Source organism: Sphingobium sp. B8D3A, from assembly GCF_025961995.1.
Taxonomy (GTDB): Bacteria; Pseudomonadota; Alphaproteobacteria; order Sphingomonadales; family Sphingomonadaceae; genus Sphingobium.
The window spans coordinates 2008779-2025999 of record NZ_JAOQOS010000001.1 but is presented as its reverse complement, the minus strand read 5'-3'; the positions used below and the strand labels follow the sequence as shown (position 1 = coordinate 2025999).

At 63.4% G+C, this 17221-nt stretch carries 17 protein-coding genes; 15 read left to right on the top strand and 2 right to left on the bottom strand.

Going from position 1 to position 17221, the window contains the following annotated elements:
- Positions 1 to 43: 43 nt before the first annotated feature.
- Complete coding sequence (gene ligK, locus M2342_RS09345) at positions 44 to 718, bottom strand: 4-carboxy-4-hydroxy-2-oxoadipate aldolase/oxaloacetate decarboxylase (protein WP_319799422.1); 675 nt, start codon at positions 716 to 718, stop codon at positions 44 to 46.
- A gap of 122 nt (positions 719 to 840) precedes the next feature.
- Here ligK and M2342_RS09340 point away from each other — a divergent pair, with 122 nt between their 5' ends.
- The 11 genes from M2342_RS09340 (at position 841) to M2342_RS09290 (ending at position 10370) form a co-directional block, all read left to right on the top strand.
- Positions 841 to 2058 (top strand): LysR family transcriptional regulator, encoded by a 1218-nt coding sequence (locus tag M2342_RS09340; protein ID WP_264578873.1) that lies wholly within the window; start codon positions 841 to 843, stop codon positions 2056 to 2058.
- A 17-nt stretch (positions 2059 to 2075) separates the two neighbouring features.
- Complete coding sequence (locus M2342_RS09335) at positions 2076 to 2999, top strand: NAD(P)-dependent oxidoreductase (RefSeq protein ID WP_264578872.1); 924 nt, start codon at positions 2076 to 2078, stop codon at positions 2997 to 2999.
- Between the two features lie 4 nt (positions 3000 to 3003).
- Positions 3004 to 4029, top strand: a complete 1026-nt coding sequence (locus M2342_RS09330; RefSeq protein ID WP_181559641.1) for an amidohydrolase family protein — start codon at positions 3004 to 3006, stop codon at positions 4027 to 4029.
- Positions 4030 to 4040: 11 nt separating this feature from the next.
- Positions 4041 to 4460 carry a protocatechuate 4,5-dioxygenase subunit alpha gene (gene ligA / locus M2342_RS09325; protein ID WP_181559640.1) on the top strand — a complete coding sequence of 140 codons (420 nt, stop codon included), beginning with the start codon at positions 4041 to 4043 and terminating at the stop codon, positions 4458 to 4460.
- 2 nt (positions 4461 to 4462) lie between these two features.
- On the top strand, positions 4463 to 5371 hold the full coding sequence (locus M2342_RS09320; protein ID WP_181559639.1) for a class III extradiol dioxygenase subunit beta: 909 nt from the start codon (positions 4463 to 4465) through the stop codon (positions 5369 to 5371).
- A 159-nt stretch (positions 5372 to 5530) separates the two neighbouring features.
- On the top strand, positions 5531 to 6478 hold the full coding sequence (locus M2342_RS09315; RefSeq protein WP_264578871.1) for a Gfo/Idh/MocA family oxidoreductase: 948 nt from the start codon (positions 5531 to 5533) through the stop codon (positions 6476 to 6478).
- A gap of 151 nt (positions 6479 to 6629) precedes the next feature.
- The gene (locus M2342_RS09310) at positions 6630 to 7022 is read left to right on the top strand and encodes a hypothetical protein (protein WP_264578870.1); all 393 of its coding nucleotides are present in this window, start codon (positions 6630 to 6632) and stop codon (positions 7020 to 7022) included.
- A gap of 69 nt (positions 7023 to 7091) precedes the next feature.
- Positions 7092 to 8117, top strand: a complete 1026-nt coding sequence (locus M2342_RS09305) for an aldo/keto reductase (protein WP_264578869.1) — start codon at positions 7092 to 7094, stop codon at positions 8115 to 8117.
- On the top strand, positions 8114 to 8557 hold the full coding sequence (locus M2342_RS09300) for a nuclear transport factor 2 family protein (protein ID WP_264578868.1): 444 nt from the start codon (positions 8114 to 8116) through the stop codon (positions 8555 to 8557). The genes M2342_RS09305 and M2342_RS09300 overlap by 4 nt, the downstream gene beginning before the upstream one ends.
- Positions 8554 to 9018 (top strand): acyl-CoA thioesterase, encoded by a 465-nt coding sequence (locus M2342_RS09295; protein WP_264578867.1) that lies wholly within the window; start codon positions 8554 to 8556, stop codon positions 9016 to 9018. The genes M2342_RS09300 and M2342_RS09295 overlap by 4 nt, the downstream gene beginning before the upstream one ends.
- 92 nt (positions 9019 to 9110) lie before the next feature.
- Entirely contained in the window at positions 9111 to 10370 is a 1260-nt protein-coding gene (locus M2342_RS09290) for an MFS transporter (RefSeq protein WP_264578866.1), read from the top strand.
- A gap of 58 nt (positions 10371 to 10428) precedes the next feature.
- On the opposite strand, the gene M2342_RS09285 is transcribed toward M2342_RS09290, so the two are convergent.
- Positions 10429 to 11568 carry a cobalamin-independent methionine synthase II family protein gene (locus M2342_RS09285; protein ID WP_264578865.1) on the bottom strand — a complete coding sequence of 380 codons (1140 nt, stop codon included), beginning with the start codon at positions 11566 to 11568 and terminating at the stop codon, positions 10429 to 10431.
- A gap of 302 nt (positions 11569 to 11870) precedes the next feature.
- On the opposite strand from M2342_RS09285, the gene M2342_RS09280 reads away from it, so the two are divergent.
- The 4 genes from M2342_RS09280 to M2342_RS09265 all read left to right on the top strand — a co-directional run bounded on the left by M2342_RS09280 (position 11871) and on the right by M2342_RS09265 (position 17065).
- Positions 11871 to 14447, top strand: coding sequence for a TonB-dependent receptor (locus M2342_RS09280; RefSeq protein WP_264578864.1), 2577 nt, complete (start codon positions 11871 to 11873; stop codon positions 14445 to 14447).
- A 163-nt stretch (positions 14448 to 14610) separates the two neighbouring features.
- Complete coding sequence (locus M2342_RS09275) at positions 14611 to 15021, top strand: VOC family protein (protein ID WP_264578863.1); 411 nt, start codon at positions 14611 to 14613, stop codon at positions 15019 to 15021.
- 29 nt (positions 15022 to 15050) lie between these two features.
- Positions 15051 to 15899: an SDR family NAD(P)-dependent oxidoreductase gene (locus M2342_RS09270; RefSeq protein ID WP_264578862.1), complete on the top strand. Its 849-nt coding sequence runs from the start codon at positions 15051 to 15053 to the stop codon at positions 15897 to 15899.
- A 47-nt stretch (positions 15900 to 15946) separates the two neighbouring features.
- On the top strand, positions 15947 to 17065 hold the full coding sequence (locus M2342_RS09265; protein ID WP_264572800.1) for an NAD(P)-dependent alcohol dehydrogenase: 1119 nt from the start codon (positions 15947 to 15949) through the stop codon (positions 17063 to 17065).
- Positions 17066 to 17221 lie beyond the last annotated feature (156 nt).

Below are 17221 nucleotides of genomic sequence, written 5' to 3'. Positions count from 1 at the left end.
CCTGCTCGAAGCGAACGGAGATGCGTTCCGAGGCCGACGTGCCTCACACATATTTCAGGCCTTCCTTCTCCAGGCGCTCGCGCATCTTGTACATGTCGAGGCCCAGCACGCCGGAGGCCAGCTTCTCGCGCTTCTCGCCTTCATTGGCTTCCCGCGCACGGGCCGCTTCCAGCACCTTGGCGGCGTTGGCGCGGGGGACGACGCACACGCCGTCATCATCAGCGACGATCACATCGCCCGGATTGACCAGTGCATTGGCGCAGACGACCGGAATGTTGACGCTGCCCAGCGTGTTCTTGACCGTGCCCTGCGCATAGACGGCCTTGGACCAGACCGGGAAGTTCATCTCGGTGAGGTCGCGCACATCGCGCACGCCGGCATCGATGATCAGGCCGCGACAGCCGCGGGCTTGCGCCGAGGTCGCCAGCAGATCGCCGAAATAGCCATCCTCGCACGGGCTGGTCGGCGCCAGCAGCAGGATGTCGCCGGCCTTCAACTGCTCGATGGCGACATGCACCATCCAATTGTCGCCCGGAGGCGCGCTGATCGTTACCGCGCTGCCCGCGATCCGCGCACCGGCATAGATCGGCCGCATGTAGCTCGCCAGCAAACCCGTGCGCCCCTGCGCCTCATGAACCGTCGCAACACCGCACGCCGCCAGACCGTCAATCACCTCAGGATCAGCACGCTCGATATTCTGTACGACCACACCCATGATTGCTCCTCTCGATCAACATTAACTGGCAACAGCCTTGCTCCCGTATAGAATAAGGGAACGGCGTCCGGTCAATCCACCCCGAACTTTGCGCAGATCATAAGCATCTGCTAAGTCTGGCCCTCATGGCATCGGGCCTCTCACCCTTTTCGTTCAATCTGCGCCACCTCGCCGCCGTTGCGGCGGTAACGCACAAGGGAAGCGTGTCCGCCGCCGCGAGCACGCTCCATCTGACCCAGCCTGCTGTGACCCAAGCCATTGCTCGCGTGGAAAGCATCATGGACGTGCAACTGTTCGAGCGGCGCACGGACGGCATGACGCCCCTCCCTCCTGCGATGGCGCTGGCTGAGCGCGTTGAGCAAGCGGCCGAACTGATCGGCTCGCGACGGGTGACCATGGCGCAGTTGCGCGCCTTCCTCGCCGTCGCGGATAGCGGAAGTTATGCGGCTGCAGCGGCGCAGAGCGGCCTCTCGCAGCCGACACTGCATCGCGCCATTGGCGATCTGTCGCTGATCCTCCGGCGCTCGCTCGTCGAACGGCGCGGACGGGGGATTGCGCTGACCGACGCGGGCCGGCGCACCGCCCGGAACTTCCGCCTCGCCCGGACAGAGCTGGAAGCCGGCCTCGACGAAGCCCTGGGCCAATCCGGCGGCGTGCCCGCGCGGATCACCATCGGGGCGATGCCGCTCTCCCGCGCTCGGGTGCTGCCGCGCGCGCTGGCAAGGTTCAACACCGCATTTCCGGCCATAGAGATCGTGATCGTCGAAGGATCGCATGGCGAACTGGCGGAATCCCTGCGCGACGGCAGCATAGACATGATGGTCGGCGCCATGCGCGATCCGCCACCCGGCCCGGACCTCATGCAGCGCCCCCTGTTCGAGGATGAGGTGATTATCATCGCGCGGGCCGGTCATCCTGAGGCCGGTCCGGCACGGGATCGCCCGTTGAGCGATCTCGCGCGCTATGCCTGGATCTTGCCGTCGCCCGGCGCGCCCCTGCGGGCGCGCTTCGACGAGATGTTCCGCACGGCCGGACTTGCCCCGCCGCCCGTTCCGATCGAATGCGGTTCGGTGATGATGATCCGCGAAATCCTGATGCAGACTGACTTTCTGACGCTGCTCTCGCCCGATCAGGTTTCGGTCGAGCAAGAGGCGGGCTGGCTCGTCTCGCTCGGCGCCCCGCCCGGAGGCTTTTCCCGCGCGGTCGCCCTCACCACCCGGGCACAGTGGCGGCCGGCCCCGGCACAAGCAGCCTTTATCGCCGAGCTGGACCGGGCCGCGACGGAACCATTCGCTTCTACTTATGGCACGGAGCGGGAACAAATTTGCGATTCTGCGCGATAGGCGGCACAGCGTCGATCATGAGCGGGAGAATTGCCCTTATTGGCTTTGGGGAAGCGGGCCGGACCTTCGCCGGTGCTGCCGGGTGGCGCAGCGATGCGCGTGCATTCGACCTCAAGGCAATCGAACCGCAGACTGCCGGCCCGATCCGCGCCGCGTACACCGAAACGGGCGTCACAGGCTGCGAGTCCCTGGCGGACGCGCTGGCCGGCGCGGAGGTGATCCTGAGCCTCGTCACCGCCGATCAGACCGAGGCGGCAGCGTCCGCAGCCGCGCGGCACCTGTCCCCCGGCGCGCTGTTCTTCGACATGAATTCCGTGTCGCCGGGCGCCAAGAAGCGCAATGCTGCAGCGATCGAGCAGGCTGGCGGTCGTTACGTCGATGTAGCGGTCATGTCGCCCGTGCAGCCCGCCGCGATGACTGTGCCGCTGCTGATCAGCGGCCCGCACGCTGCGCAGGGCGAAGCGGCGCTGCGCGCGATCGGCTTCAGCAAGGTTGCGATTGCGGGCGATCAGGTCGGCGCCGCCAGCGCGACGAAGATGGTCCGTTCCGTCATGATCAAGGGCATCGAGGCGCTGACGGCAGAGATGATCCTCGCGGCCCGCCGCGCGGGCGTGACCGAGAATGTGCTGGCCTCACTCGGCGGAGACTGGCCCGAAAAGATCAATTATAATCTCGACCGCATGCTGGCGCACGGCACGCGCCGCGCTGCCGAGATGGACGAGGTGGTCGTGACGCTCACCGAGCTGGGCATCGAACCGGCCATGACACGCGGGACAGTGACACGCCAGCGGGCGATGGGCGCCTTGCTCGGTTCGGCCGAGATGCCGCAGGGGCTTGAGGCAAAGCTGGCCTTTCTGGATGCCGCGCATCCCGAGATGATCGCGAAGCCCGTGTCCGCTGCGCAGCCCAAAATTACAGAAACAGAAAAGTCTGGAAGGTGACGGAATGACGATGATCATCGACTGCCATGGCCACTATACCGTGCTGCCCAAGGCGCATGACGAGTGGCGCGAGCAGCAGAAGGCGGCGTTCAAGAATGGTACGCCCTGCCCGCCCTATCCCGAGATTTCTGACGACGACATTCGCGAGACCATCGAGCAGAACCAGCTGCGCCTCATCAAGGAGCGCGGCGCGGACATGACGATCTTCTCGCCCCGCGCCTCGGCCATGGCGCCCCATGTCGGCGATCAGTCGGTCGCGGTCCCGTGGGCGCAGGCCTGTAACAACCTCATTGCGCGCGTCGTCGATCTCTACCCCGAGACATTCGCTGGCGTGTGCATGTTGCCGCAGTCGCCAGAGGCGGACATGACCAGCTCGATCGCCGAACTGGACCGCTGCGTCAATGAGCTGGGCTTCATCGGCTGCAACCTGAACCCGGATGCGAGCGGTGGCCACTTCAAGCAGCCGCCGCTGACCGACAAATTCTGGTACCCCTTCTACGAGAAGATGGTCGAGCTGGACGTCCCGGCGATGATCCACGTCTCGGGCAGCTGCAATCCCGCGATGCACGCCACGGGTGCTTATTATCTGGCGGCCGATACGATCGCCTTCATGCAGCTTCTGCAGGGCAATCTGTTCGCCGACTTCCCGACGCTGCGCTTCATCATTCCGCATGGCGGCGGCGCAGTGCCCTATCACTGGGGCCGGTTCCGCGGACTTGCGGACATGCTCAAGCAACCCAGCCTCGATACGCTGCTGATGAACAACGTGTTCTTCGATACCTGCGTTTATCACCAGCCCGGCATCAACCTGCTGGCCGACGTGATCGATAACAAGAACATCCTGTTCGGCAGCGAGATGGTCGGTGCCGTGCGTGGGATCGACCCGACGACGGGTCATTATTTCGACGATACGAAGCGCTATATCGATGCGCTCGACATTTCTGACGAGGAGCGTCACGCGATTTTTGAGGGCAATACCCGCCGCGTCTTCCCGCGTCTCGACGCCAAGCTGAACGCCCGCGGGCTCTAAGAGAGGATATCATGACCGAGAAGAAAGAGAGAATCGACGTTCACGCCTATCTTGCCGAGTTTGACGACATTCCCGGCACCCGCGTGTTCACCGCCCAGCGCGCGCGCCGGGGCTACAATCTCAATCAGTTCGCGATGAGCCTGATGAAGGCCGAGAATCGCGAGCGGTTCAAGGCGGACGAGAGCGCCTATCTCGACGAGTGGAACCTGACGCCCGCCGCCAAAGCGGCCGTGCTGGCCCGCGACTACAATGCCATGATCGACGAGGGCGGGAATGTTTACTTCCTCTCCAAGCTCTTCTCGACCGATGGCAAGAGCTTCCAGTTCGCTGCCGGATCGATGACCGGCATGACGCAGGAAGAATATGCACAGATGATGATCGACGGTGGTCGTTCGCCTGAGGGCGTGCGCTCGATCAAGGGAGGATTTTGATCATGGCACGCGTTACCACGGGCATTACGTCCAGCCACATTCCCGCGCTCGGCGCGGCGATGCAGACCAAGACCAGCGACAACGATTATTGGGGTCCGGTGTTCAAGGGCTATGAGCCGATCCGGGAGTGGATCAAGCAGCCGGGCAACACCCCCGACGTTGTGATCCTGGTCTATAACGACCACGCCTCGGCGTTCGACATGAACATCATCCCGACCTTCGCGATCGGTTGCGCCGAAAGCTTCAAGCCGGCTGATGAAGGCTGGGGCCCGCGCCCCGTGCCCGACGTGAAGGGCCATCCCGATCTCGCTTGGCACATCGCCCAGAGCCTGATCCTGGACGAGTTCGACATGACCATCATGAACCAGATGGACGTCGACCATGGCTGCACCGTGCCGCTCTCGATGATCTTCGGCGAGCCGGAAGAGTGGCCGTGCAAGGTCATTCCCTTCCCGGTCAACGTGGTCACCTATCCGCCGCCGTCGGGCAAGCGCTGCTTCAGCCTGGGCGACAGCATCCGCGCCGCGGTCGAGAGCTTCCCGGAAGACCTCAATGTCCACGTCTGGGGCACAGGCGGCATGAGCCACCAGCTTCAGGGTCCGCGGGCCGGCCTGATCAACAAGGAGTTCGACCTGAACTTCATCGACAAGCTGATCAGCGATCCCGCAGAGCTGAGCAAGATGCCGCACATCCAGTATCTGCGCGAAAGCGGATCGGAAGGCATCGAGCTGGTCATGTGGCTGATCATGCGCGGCGCGCTGCCGGAGAAGGTGCGTGACCTCTACACCTTCTACCACATCCCGGCCTCCAACACTGCGCTCGGCGCGATGATCCTGCAACCGGAAGAAACGGCCGGAGCGCCGCTGGAACCGCGCAAGGTGATGAGCGGCCATAGCATGGCGAAGGCCTGACACGCGCAAACACCCCTCCTCTTCAGAGGAGGGGTTGGAGTGGTGCTGGCCATCACCCCATTTGAAGTGACTTCGGGGGCATTGAGCCCCCTCGCCTCTCACCCACCCCTTGCCCCTCCCTTGAAAGGGAGGGGTTAGCTGGAGAAAGGACTCCCCCTCATGAGAATCGCACTCGCAGGCGCCGGCGCATTCGGCGAAAAGCATCTCGACGGCCTCAAGAACATCGATGGCGTGGAGATCGTATCGATCATCAGCCGCCGTGCCGAGCAGGCCGCCGAAGTCGCCGCCAAATATGGCGCGAAGCACAGCGGCACCGAACTGGACGAAGCGCTTGCACGTGATGACGTGGACGCGGTGATCCTCTGCACGCCCACGCAGATGCACGCCCAGCAGGCCATTGCCTGCATGAAGGCGGGCAAGCATGTGCAGGTGGAAATCCCGCTGTCGGACAGCTGGGCCGACGCCCAGGCGGTCATCGACACGCAGAAGGAAACCGGCCTCGTCTGCATGGTCGGCCACACCCGCCGCTTCAACCCGAGCCACCAGTATATCCATAACAAGATTACGGCCGGTGAACTCGCGATCCAGCAGATGGACGTGCAGACCTATTTCTTCCGCCGCAAGAACATGAATGCCAAGGGCGAAGCGCGCTCCTGGACGGACCATCTGCTGTGGCACCACGCCGCGCACACGGTCGACCTGTTCGCCTATCAGGCCGGCAAGATCGTGCAGGCCAATGCCGTGCAAGGCCCGATGCACCCGGAGCTGGGCATCGCGATGGATATGTCCATCCAACTCAAGAGCGAGAGCGGCGCGATCTGCACCCTCTCCCTCTCATTCAACAATGATGGGCCGCTCGGCACTTTCTTCCGCTACATCTGCGACAATGGCACCTGGATCGCGCGCTATGACGATCTGGTGACGGGCAAGGAAGAGCCTGTGGACCTGAGCGGCGTCGCCGTCTCCAACAACGGCATTGAACTGCAGGACCGCGAGTTCATCGCCGCGATCCGCGAGGGCCGCGAGCCCAACAGCTCGGTCGCACAGGTGCTCGATTGCTATCGCGTGCTCGGCGAGCTGGAAGTTCAGCTCAACAAGGCCGGCTGATAAAGACGGGCGGTGTGCGGCCTGTTCGCGGCTGCACACCGCCTCATTTCCGGCGACACTCAATCATCGTCGTCATGCCCGTAGTCATTTCTCAAGCTTTGCCATTTAAGGCGCCGCTCTACCGTCAGACCATAGGCGGCGGGGGAGATGCATGTCAGTGGCGACCGGGCTAAGTTCAGATCTCGCGGAGCTGCTGCGCGCGTTTTCTGCCACCGAAACTGAAATCGTGCAGTTGGGCACGATCGCGCAAGCGGCGCGGATGCATGAATTACTCCAGCTCCGTCGGCAGTTCGTCGAGCAATTCGGGCTGGTAAGCGCCGCGCTCCAGCGCGAACCCATCCTGCTCGCCTCGCCAGCTCTGATGACGCAAGCCATGCGCCTGCTGGCGGCTTTCCGCTCACGCAATGCCATCAATCAGGCGGACTGGCCGGTCATCCGTGTCCGGGACGATCCCATCGCCTATCGCGATGCATCCCAGCATGTGAAGGATGCGTCCCGGGACTTCTGGGACTGGATCGAAACCACCCTCGGTTTTGGGCGATAAAGCACGCAATCCTCGCCAAAAGCGCCGCGAGGATTGATTTTTGATGCCCGGGGCGACACAAGCCGGGCCATGACTTCGCCATCCACCCCCCTCCCCACTCGCCGCATCGCCGATATGGCCGTCTCCGCCATCAGTCTGGGCTGCATGAACCTCTCTCACGCTTATGATGCCCCGCCGAGCGAGGAGGAAGGCGCGCGCCTGCTCAATCATGCGCTCGACATCGGGGTGACGCATCTCGACAGCGCAGCGCTGTATGGCGGTGGCAAGAATGAGGGTCTGATTGCCCGCGCAGTCGGCCATCGCCGCAAGGATTATGTGCTGTCGAGCAAGTGCGTGCTCGATCTGATCGACGGCGAGCGTGTGCTCGACGGGCGGCCGGAGACGATCACCGGATCGCTGGAACGCTCGCTCAAGCGGCTCGATACCGATTTTATCGACCTCTATTACATGCACCGGCTCGACCGGAACGTGCCGATCGAAGATTCGATGGGCGCTCTGGTGCGCGCGAAGGAAGCGGGCAAGATCGGCGCTATCGGCCTGTCGGAAATGTCGGCGGCGACCATCCGCCGCGCGCATGCCGTGCATCCCATTGCGGCCATCCAGTCCGAATATTCGCCCTGGGTGCGCAATCCCGAAGTAGCGGTGCTGGACGCCTGCCGCGATCTCGATATCGCCTTCGTCGCCTTTTCGCCGGTCGCGCGCGGAATGCTTGCCGGGGCGATCAGCAGCATCGACTTCAAGCCCGGCGACATCCGCATCCCCATGCCGCGCTTTCAAGAACCGAATTTCAGCCACAACCTCAAGCTGGCCGAGCGATTCAATGCGGTAGCGGCCGATCTCGGCGTCACACCTGCACAGCTCAGCCTCGCGTGGGTTCTGGCGCGGGCGCCGCAGATCATCGCGATCCCCGGCACGCGCTCCATCGCGCATCTCGAGGAGAATGTGAAAGCGGCCTCCATCACCCTTACGCCCGAATCCATCGCGGCCGTGGACGCGATCTTCGCGCCTGGCGCGGTTGCGGGCGCGCGTTATCCCGCACCAGTGCAGAAGCAGATCGATACCGAATTGCTGCCCGAAGAGGCGGACGCGGCATGAGCGTGACACTGGACGACGCGATGCGGCGGGCGATCGAGTGGGACTGCACCACGCTCATCAATCGCTACACGCTGCTCAACGATGCGGCCGACTGGGACGCCGTCGCGGCCCTCTACACCGAGGATGGTCAGATGGCCCGGCCGAGCGCACCGGATCAGCCCATCAAGGGCCGTGACGCCATTCTCGCGACCTTCAAGAGCCGGCCGGCCCGTGCGGCGCGCCATGTGGTTTCCAACGTGGTCGTGGACGTTATAAGCGAGACCGAGGCGACGGCGCTGTCGGTCATCGTCCTGTATCAGGGCATTGCGAGCGAGACCGGTGGACTGCCGGTGCGCGATCCAAAAGGGCCGCTGATCGGCACCTACACGGATCGCCTGCGCAAGACACTGGGGGGTTGGCGCTTTGCAGAGCGGCGCGGCGGTCTGGATTTTGCGGCATGACCGGAGCACCCACACCACAGCCGGATGACTTCCAGGCGTTCCTGTCCCGGCCCTACCGCATCGAATGGGGACATTGCGACCCCGCAGGCATCGTCTATGCGCCGCGCTTCCTCGAGATGTTCGGCGAGAGCACGATCATGCTGTTCGAGAAGGCGCTTGGCGTGCGCAAGCGGGACATGCTGAAAGCCCAAGGCGTGGTCGGCTTTCCGATGGTCGATGTGTCGGCCAAGTTCCAGCGCCCCGCCGCCTATGGCGACGATGTGGTGCTGGAGGTGGAAGCGCCCGATTTCGGCAATTCCAGTTTCACCATTCGGCATCGCCTGCTCAAAGACGGGCATGTCTGCGTAAGCGGCATGGAAAAGCGGGTGTGGACCGTGCGGGATAGCGAGCGCCCGGGCGGGATGCGCGCGGAGCGCGTGCCCGATGACATTCGCGCCCGGTTCGCTCTGCCCGGAGCGTAAGGCTGCCCAACTATGGAGGGCGCGCAGTCATTCGATAGAGGGCTATCCATTTGCCAAAGCCTGCGTCATGATGCCTCATAACAAGAGGACTCATGGAGGGGCTTATGGTGATGGGGGATGCGGGCACGCCGCGTCTGCGGAGTGGCGGCTATCAGGCATGGCTGGTCGGACTGCTCAGCCTGAATTTCGGCATCGTCTTTTTCGATCGGCAGGCGCTCAACGTGCTGATGCCGTTCGTCCAGCCCGAGCTCGGGTTGTCGAACGCTCAGATCGGCCTGCTCGCGGGCGGCCTCTCCTTCACCTGGGCCATTGCCGCCTTCGCCATCGGGCGCCTGTCGGACACGATAGGGAATCGCAAGCTCCTGCTCGTCGGCGCGACGCTCGGCTTCTCGCTCTGCTGCTTTCTGAGCGGCATGGCGACGAGCTTCCTCTTCATGCTGTGCGCACGGATGCTGATGGGCGCGGCGGAAGGCGGCGTGATGCCGATCAGCCATGCCATGGTCGCCAGCGAAGTCGACCCGCGCCGTCGCGGCCTCGCGCAGGGGATCGCCCAGAATTTCGGGTCCAACCTGCTGGGGTCTTTTCTCGCGCCTGTCTTGCTGGTGTGGTTCGGCCTGGAGTTCGGGTGGCGCAACGCCTTTTTCCTCGCATCCATTCCCGGCATCATCTGTGCCTTGCTGATCTGGTTCACGCTGGAAGAGCCGGCCGCTCCTGCTCGGCCGCAGGCACAAGATGGCGAAGCGCAAGGTGTCCTCAGCGTGTTGCGCACCCGCAATGTGCTGGTCTGCGTGCTGCTGGGCGTGCTGATGGTCAGCTATTTCGTCATCTGCCTGACCTTCCTGCCGATCTACCTCACCAGCGTCAGAAGCTACACCCCGACGGAAATGAGCTGGCTGATCGCAACCCTGGGCATTTCCGCGACTATCGGCAGCTTCGCGATCTCGGGGCTGTCGGACTGGATCGGGCGGCGGCCCGTCATGATCGCCATGCCTCTGCTCGGCATCATCCTGCCGCTGGGCGCGCTCTACTGGAGCGGGTCGATCTGGGGGCTGGTTCCGATCTTCTTCTTTGGTTGGGGCCTGAACGGGATCTTCCCGTTGTTCATGGCCACCGTCCCATCCGAAAGCGTCGATCCGCGGCAGGCCGCGACGGCGTTGGGTCTTACCATGGGATCGGCGGAAATTCTTGGTGGGGTCTTCGCCCCATCGCTCGCCGGTGTAGCGGCGGACGCGACCAGCCTTGCCGCGCCCTTGTGGATCATGGTGGTGCTGGCGATCCTCGGCGGGATCGTGGCGATGTTCCTCACCGAAACCGCCCCCTCGCAACGCGAAAGGACGGCAGTCGCGTCCTGACAGCATCCGATGCCGGGCCACGCATCTGAACAGCGCGGCCCGGCATGGAGCTTTTAAATCAGGCCGGCACGCTCGCGAGGCGCTTGGCTGCAATATCGGCGCCTTCGCGCAGGACTTGCAGCTTCTTCCACGTGACGGCGGGATCGATCTTGCCGTAGCCCGCAAAGGTGCCAAAACCGCAGTCCGTGCTGCCGATCACGCGCTCAGCGCCGACGATGCCAGCAAAGCGCTCGATCCGCTGGGCGACCAGTTCCGGATGCTCGACATAGTTCGAGCAGCTATCGATGAGGCCCGGGGCCAGCACGAGATCGTCGGGCAGCTTCGCATCCCGCCACACGGTCCACTCATGCTCGTGGCGCGGATTGGCCGATTCAAACAGCACGACGCCGGGGCGGGCCCGCAGGATCGTCGGCAGCACCTTGGCAAGATCGATGTCGCAATCATGCGGGCCCTCATAATTGCCCCAGCAGATGTGCATCCGCAGCCGGTCGCGCGGGAGGCCTTCGGTGGCCGCGTTCAGTGCCTCGACATTGGCCTCGGCAATCTTCACGAACTCTGCGTCGCTCACATCCTGATAGCCGGTGTGGCGGGACATGGCGAGGTCGGGGCAATCGAGCTGCAGGTCGAAGCCCGCATCGATGATCGCCTGATATTCGGGGCGCATGGCCGTCACCAGATCCGCGAGATAGGCCTCGTGGCTGGGATAATAGGCATTGGGCTGGAAGGCCGTGATCAGGCCGGGCGACGCGGCATTCATGAAGCCGCGTGCGCCCTTGCCCTGCGCCTTGAGCGCCTGATCGAAACGGCGAATGTCGTCATGGCAGGGCTGCAGGTTCTTGAGCTTCACCGGTGCGATGCACGAGGCGCGGGTGAATTCCTGATCGCCCATGATCGCGGCGAGCTTCTTGCGCAGCTCCGGCAAGGGCGCGAGGTCGAGCGCCGGCTTTCGATCGGTGTGGCCGCCAAAGCCCTCCAGACGCTCGATGATATAGGTCGAATAACCGACCTTACCGAGTTCGCCATCGGACACGATGCTGACTCCGGCCTCGACCTGCTTGGCAACGGCATCGTCGATGGCCTGCTGCACAACCGTCTCGAACTGCGCGGCGTCATAAGGCTCGCCATGATCCTTCGCGAGCAGCAAGGGAACAAGTTCCGGCCCGCGCGGCAGACTTCCGACATGTGTCGTTGCGATCACAGTACTCAACCCTTTCTTCAATTCAACGCTATGCGCCGCCCCTCGCACGACCGATGCAATCAGGCAAGCCCGAGAGAGGTCGGACCAAAAACGCAAGGCTTACCGCCATTTGCGGAGACGGCCATTGTTGACAATATCCAATGATGTCTCAGCATCACCCGGGCAGCCGCCCGGCCCGCCGCTGTTCACACTATTGCACATATTGCTGGCTCCAAACCCTCATGTTATGCCGCCACCACGCCGTTGCATGTCCGCTACGAGACATGAAAATCAGCAACGGCAACATGGAGAGGAGATTGCCCATGCGCAGATTTTGCGCGCGATCCGTTGCGTCCTATGCCCTGGCCTGTGCGCTAGCCGCGCCGGTTTATGCCCAGAGCGGCGAACAGCCCCAAAGTGCCCAGAATACGGATGTTACCGGCGATATCATCGTCACTGCCCAGTTTCGCGAGACACGGCTTCAGGATACGCCGATCGCCATCACGGCGGTCAACGCCGCCCTGCTGGAACAGCGCGGACAGACCAGCATTGCCGACATCGCCAACCAGTCACCCAACGTGACCTTGCGGCCACAACCGCAAAATGGCGGCGCCGGCCTCATCGCCTTCATCCGCGGCGTGGGGCAGACCGACTTCAACTATGCCCTCGACCCCGGCGTGGGCGTCTATATTGATGATGTCTACATTCCGACCCTCTCCAGCTCGCTGCTGGACCTCATGGATCTGGACCGGGTGGAGATCCTTCGCGGCCCGCAGGGGACGCTGGCGGGCAAGAACTCGATCGGCGGCGCCATCAAGCTGTTCAGTGCCAAGCCCGATGGTTCTGGCGGCGGCACGCTCGAGGCCACCTACGGCTCCTACAACCGTCTCGATCTGCGCGGCATGGCCGACTTCGCTGTGACGGACAATCTGTTCGTCCGCCTGTCCGGCGCCGCGAAGAGCCGCGATGGCTACCTCAAACTTCTGGATTATGGCGCGACCCACCCCGGCTCCAACGTGCCGGCCAGCAACAATCGGGGCGCCGATCCCGTTGTCGGGACGCAGGGCGGCCAATCCTATGTCGCCGGGCGGATCGCGCTGCGCTGGCTGCCATCCGATGCGCTCGAAGTGAACCTGTCCGGGGACTACACGTCGGATAAGTCGGAGCCGGCGCCAACCGTCCTAGTCGCGGCGGGTCTGCCGGGGCCGACCTCGACCAACCCCAATCCGTTCAACCCGGCCATCCCTAACCCCGGCACGAATGCCAACGGCGGTGCCTGGCTGCCGGGCAAGAATGGCAGCCCCGTGCCGGTAGGCTGCGCCTTCGTGCCTTATGGGGTCTATGGCTGCGATTCCCTGGCCAGCTCGTCCTATGGCGGCGACCGCCGTTTCATCAGCTACGCCAATTTCGTGGATGGAATGCTGCCCACGTCCCAATCCCCCTACAAGCCCTACACGGCCTTGCAGAACCAGGACTTCAAGGGCTGGGGCATTCACGGTAATGTGACGTGGACGTTGAGCGACAGCCTCAATGTCGTGTGGATATCTTCCTATCGCGAATATCAGTCGAACTTTGGGCAGGATCAGGACGCGACCCCTGTTCCCGTCGCGCAACTGGATAACCAGCTCGACCATCATGCCTGGAGCCAGGAGCTGCGCCTCAACGGCAAGGTCGGCACGTTCGCGGACTTCACCCTCGGCGGCTTCTACTTCGATCAGAAAGGCACCTACTCCGCCCGTGTCGACCTGAACTATGCCGGCATCGACTTCCTGCATGGTCCCGACACCACGCCGTCCACTTCCAAAGCGCTGTTCGCCAATGGCGTGATCCGGCCGTTGGAAGGATGGAGCATCTCGGGCGGTCTGCGCTACACGCGTGATGAAAAGACCTACACCTACTTCCGCCGCAACCCGGACGGCACGGTTCCGTTCGGCAACTGGACGCCGGCGCAATTGCCGTCCCTCCCGATCTGCGAGTTCTTCCAGGGCGCACCGACCGCAGGACCGACCGGCATCGGCAACACGCCCAACTGCCTGCTCTCCGGCCTCTACAATGTCAGCGACAGCTTCAAGGGCGATCGTTGGGATTGGCGGATTTCCACCGACTTCCGATTCTCGCCGGAACTGCTGGTCTATGGCTCAGTCGCCACCGGCTTCAAGGGCGGCGGCGTCAATCCTCGGCCGTTCTTCGGCCCGTCGGCGGGTTCGTGCACGGCACCGGGCTATGTCGCTCCGGCACCCTGCAACCAACTCGGCAGCTTCAACCCGGAAACGCTCACCACCTATGAGCTGGGATTCAAGTCCGACCTGTTCGACCGGCGCGTGCGGCTCAACGGCGCCGTGTTCCTGAACAAATATAATGACATGATCCTCACGCTCTCGGCCTGCCCGTCCGTGCCGTGCCTCAAGCCAACCAATGTCGGCAAGGCGGACGTCAAGGGCTTCGAGCTGGAAACGACCATTCATCCGTTCGCGGGATTCACCGTCGATGGAAGCCTCAGCTACATCAACTTCCAGTATAAGGAAGTCGGCACGTCCGGCATTTCACTGGATGCGGTGACGCCTTACACGCCGGAATGGACCTACAGCTTCGGGTTGCAATATGATCATGAGATCACGCCCGGCACGGTGAGCGTGCGGTTCGATGGCTCCTATCAGTCCGATGTCTTCACCGAGACATCCAACTCTGAGTGGAGCCGGGTGGAGGGCAACTTCCTCGCCAATGGCCGCCTGTCTTTCACCACGACGGACAAGGACTGGCGCATCTCGCTGGAAGTGCAGAACATGTTCAACAAATATTACTTCCTGACCAAGAGCGATGTCAGCGCGTCGCTTGGCGTCGTAACGGGCGTGCCCGCGCCATTACGGACCTGGGCGGTCTCCGTGCGCCGCAGTTTCTGACCGCCTCGTCAAGCCAATGGATCGGGAGGGGCGCACCATCGCCTCTCCCGATCTTATTGTGCGCACAATCGCCGCACAAAAAGGCCAGAAGCGGTTGCGCCGCAGATACTTTGGACACTATCAATAAGCCGACCGCCTGCCTTCCCACGAACAGGACTCGTACATGCTCATCAAACGGCTCGACCACGTCAACATCCGCACCCGTGACCTGCCGCCGGTGGTGGCGTTTTACCGCGACATTCTGCTGCTTGAGGAGCGCGATCCGCCGTCCAATCTGGACCGGACAATGGTCCGGTGGATGTATGATCACAAGGACGATCCGATCGTCCACATCAGCACGCCCGGCGCGCTGTCCGAACATGGGGTTTACGACGATATCACTGGGACGACTGGCGGCCTCGATCATGTTGCGTTCCAGTGTGTCGGCCTTGGACCGCTAGTCGAGCGGCTCGAGGCGCATGGCGTGCCCTGGCGGGAGAATCGGGTCGAGGTGATCAAGATGACACAGGTCTTCCTGCACGATCCCACAGGCGTGCAGATCGAACTGAATGTGTTCGACGAAGACCCGGCCTGAACGCGCCTGACCGGAGAGGACCGCACAGAATGACCGATGCTGGCACGGGACAGCCCCCCAAGGCACTTGAGCAGTTCGACATCGCGGGGCGCAGCGCGCTCGTGACAGGCGCCGCCTCCGGCATCGGCCTCGCTTATGCGGAGGCGATGGCGGAAGCCGGCGCACGGGTCACACTGACGGATGTCGATGGTGCCGCCGCCGAGCGGGAAGCAGCACGCCTGCGCGCGCAAGGCTATGAGGTGCGCGCCGACCAGCTCGATGTCTCCGACCGCGCCCGCACCACCCAGGTGTTCGATGCGCACGAGGCTGCTTATGGCGGACTGGACATCGCCTTTGCCAATGCCGGCCTTGGGATCGGCCCCGGCTTCTGGAAGCCAGAAGGCGGCCGCGACCCGAAGGGCCAGATCGACACCTACGATCCGGCGATCTGGGACCGGATCATCGCGATCAACCTGACCGGCGCCTACAATACGATGCGCGATGCTGCGCGGCTGATGAAGAAGGGCGGCAAAGGCGGCTCGATCATCGCTACGTCATCCAACGCCGCCGTGATCTGCGAGCCGATTGTGCCCATGCCCTATATGCCGTCCAAGGCCGGGGTCAGCCATATGGTGCGCCACCTCGCGCTGGAGCTGGGGGCCTATCAGATCCGCGTCAACGCCATCTTGCCCGGGCCGTTCGTCACAAACATCGCGGATGGATCGCTCAAGGACCCCGTGGTTCGCAAGGCCTGGGACGATGCGACCTTGATGGGGCGGATTGCCGAGACATATCAGATCAAGCCGCTGGCATTGTTCCTTGCCTCCGACGCATCGAGCTATGTAACCGGAGCGCAGATGATGATCGATGGCGGCATGTCGCTCGGCCGGCTCGGCTGAGCAATATCGCGCTGCCTCAAGCCAAGACCAGAACAGGAGTGACACGCATGACCACATCCGCACAGGCCGCCATCTGCAAGGGCGGCGAAGCGCCGTTCGCTATCGAAGCCGTGACGCTGGACGAGCCCCGCGCTGACGAGGTGTTGGTGCGCATCCACGCCTGCGGTATCTGCCACACCGATATGGCCGCACGCGATGGGCAGCTCCCGACCCCGCTCCCCATGGTGCTGGGCCATGAAGGCGCCGGCGTGGTCGAGAAGGTCGGGTCCGAGGTGACGCATGTGAAGCCCGGTGACCGGGTGCTGATGAGCTTCAACAGCTGCGGCACCTGCCCGAGCTGTGAAGTCGACAAGCCCACTTATTGCTACAATTTCGTGCCCGAGAACTGGATCGGCACGAGGCCGGACGGCAGCCACACGCTGCATCGCGATGGCGAGGGCGTGAATGCGAATTTCTTTGGCCAGTCTTCCTTCGCCACTCACGCCATCGGCCATGCCCGCAACGTCGTGAAGGTGCCCGAAAGCGCCGCCCATGTACCCCTCTCGACCCTCGCGCCGCTCGGCTGCGGTTTCATGACCGGCGCCGGTGCCGTGCTGCGCAGCATGAAGGTGCGCGCCGGCATGCCCATCGCCGTCTTCGGCACGGGCGCTGTCGGCCTCGGCGCGATCATGGCCGCCAAGATCGCGGGCGCGAACCCGATCATTGCCGTCGACATCCACGATAATCGCCTCGCGCTGGCCCGCGAACTGGGCGCGACCCACACGATCAACGGCAAAACCAGCAATGCGGAGGAGGAAATCCGCAAACTCTGCCCGCAGGGTCTGGGCTATGCGTTCGATACGACGGGTCTGAAGGCGATCATCGAGAGCGCCGCCGGACTGATTGCGCCGCTTGGCATCGTCGGCATCGTCGGTGCATCCGACCCCGCCGCCAATCTGACACTCAACGAGTCAGCCTTCATGGGTGGCGGCAAGCGGCTGATGGGAATCCTGGGTGGCGATTCCGATCTGTTCGGCTTCCTGCCCGAGTTGATCGACCATCATCTTGCGGGTCGTTTCCCGCATGACCGGCTCATCAAGACCTTCCCGTTCGCGCAGATCGATGAAGCCTTCCATGCCGGCGAGAGCGGCGCGGTGGTGAAGCCCGTCCTTGTGATGGATGCCTGACCGGTGGCCTGATCCTCGACAAGCCGCGCCCGTTCTTCTTCGGGTGTGGCTTGGATCGGCCATGCGGTGACGAGCTAGCGTTGCCGCTTCCATCTTTTGCTGAACATGTTAATTACTTTGCGTGGGCTGACGGCCCTGCCGCAGGCGCGATTATGC

Bases quoted from the DNA above. Each gene is read 5' to 3' on its own strand.
- M2342_RS09290 (WP_264578866.1), top strand. From the start codon at position 9,111: ATGGAGGGGCTTATGGTGATGGGGGATGCGGGCACGCCGCGTCTGCGG.
- ligA (WP_181559640.1), top strand. From the start codon at position 4,041: ATGACCGAGAAGAAAGAGAGAATCGACGTTCACGCCTATCTTGCCGAG.
- M2342_RS09275 (WP_264578863.1), top strand. From the start codon at position 14,611: ATGCTCATCAAACGGCTCGACCACGTCAACATCCGCACCCGTGACCTG.
- M2342_RS09330 (WP_181559641.1), top strand. From the start codon at position 3,004: ATGACGATGATCATCGACTGCCATGGCCACTATACCGTGCTGCCCAAG.
- M2342_RS09340 (WP_264578873.1), top strand. From the start codon at position 841: ATGGCATCGGGCCTCTCACCCTTTTCGTTCAATCTGCGCCACCTCGCC.
- M2342_RS09300 (WP_264578868.1), top strand. From the start codon at position 8,114: ATGAGCGTGACACTGGACGACGCGATGCGGCGGGCGATCGAGTGGGAC.
- M2342_RS09305 (WP_264578869.1), top strand. From the start codon at position 7,092: ATGACTTCGCCATCCACCCCCCTCCCCACTCGCCGCATCGCCGATATG.
- M2342_RS09265 (WP_264572800.1), top strand. From the start codon at position 15,947: ATGACCACATCCGCACAGGCCGCCATCTGCAAGGGCGGCGAAGCGCCG.
- M2342_RS09310 (WP_264578870.1), top strand. From the start codon at position 6,630: ATGTCAGTGGCGACCGGGCTAAGTTCAGATCTCGCGGAGCTGCTGCGC.
- M2342_RS09320 (WP_181559639.1), top strand. From the start codon at position 4,463: ATGGCACGCGTTACCACGGGCATTACGTCCAGCCACATTCCCGCGCTC.
- M2342_RS09315 (WP_264578871.1), top strand. From the start codon at position 5,531: ATGAGAATCGCACTCGCAGGCGCCGGCGCATTCGGCGAAAAGCATCTC.
- M2342_RS09270 (WP_264578862.1), top strand. From the start codon at position 15,051: ATGACCGATGCTGGCACGGGACAGCCCCCCAAGGCACTTGAGCAGTTC.
- M2342_RS09295 (WP_264578867.1), top strand. From the start codon at position 8,554: ATGACCGGAGCACCCACACCACAGCCGGATGACTTCCAGGCGTTCCTG.
- M2342_RS09280 (WP_264578864.1), top strand. From the start codon at position 11,871: ATGCGCAGATTTTGCGCGCGATCCGTTGCGTCCTATGCCCTGGCCTGT.
- M2342_RS09335 (WP_264578872.1), top strand. From the start codon at position 2,076: ATGAGCGGGAGAATTGCCCTTATTGGCTTTGGGGAAGCGGGCCGGACC.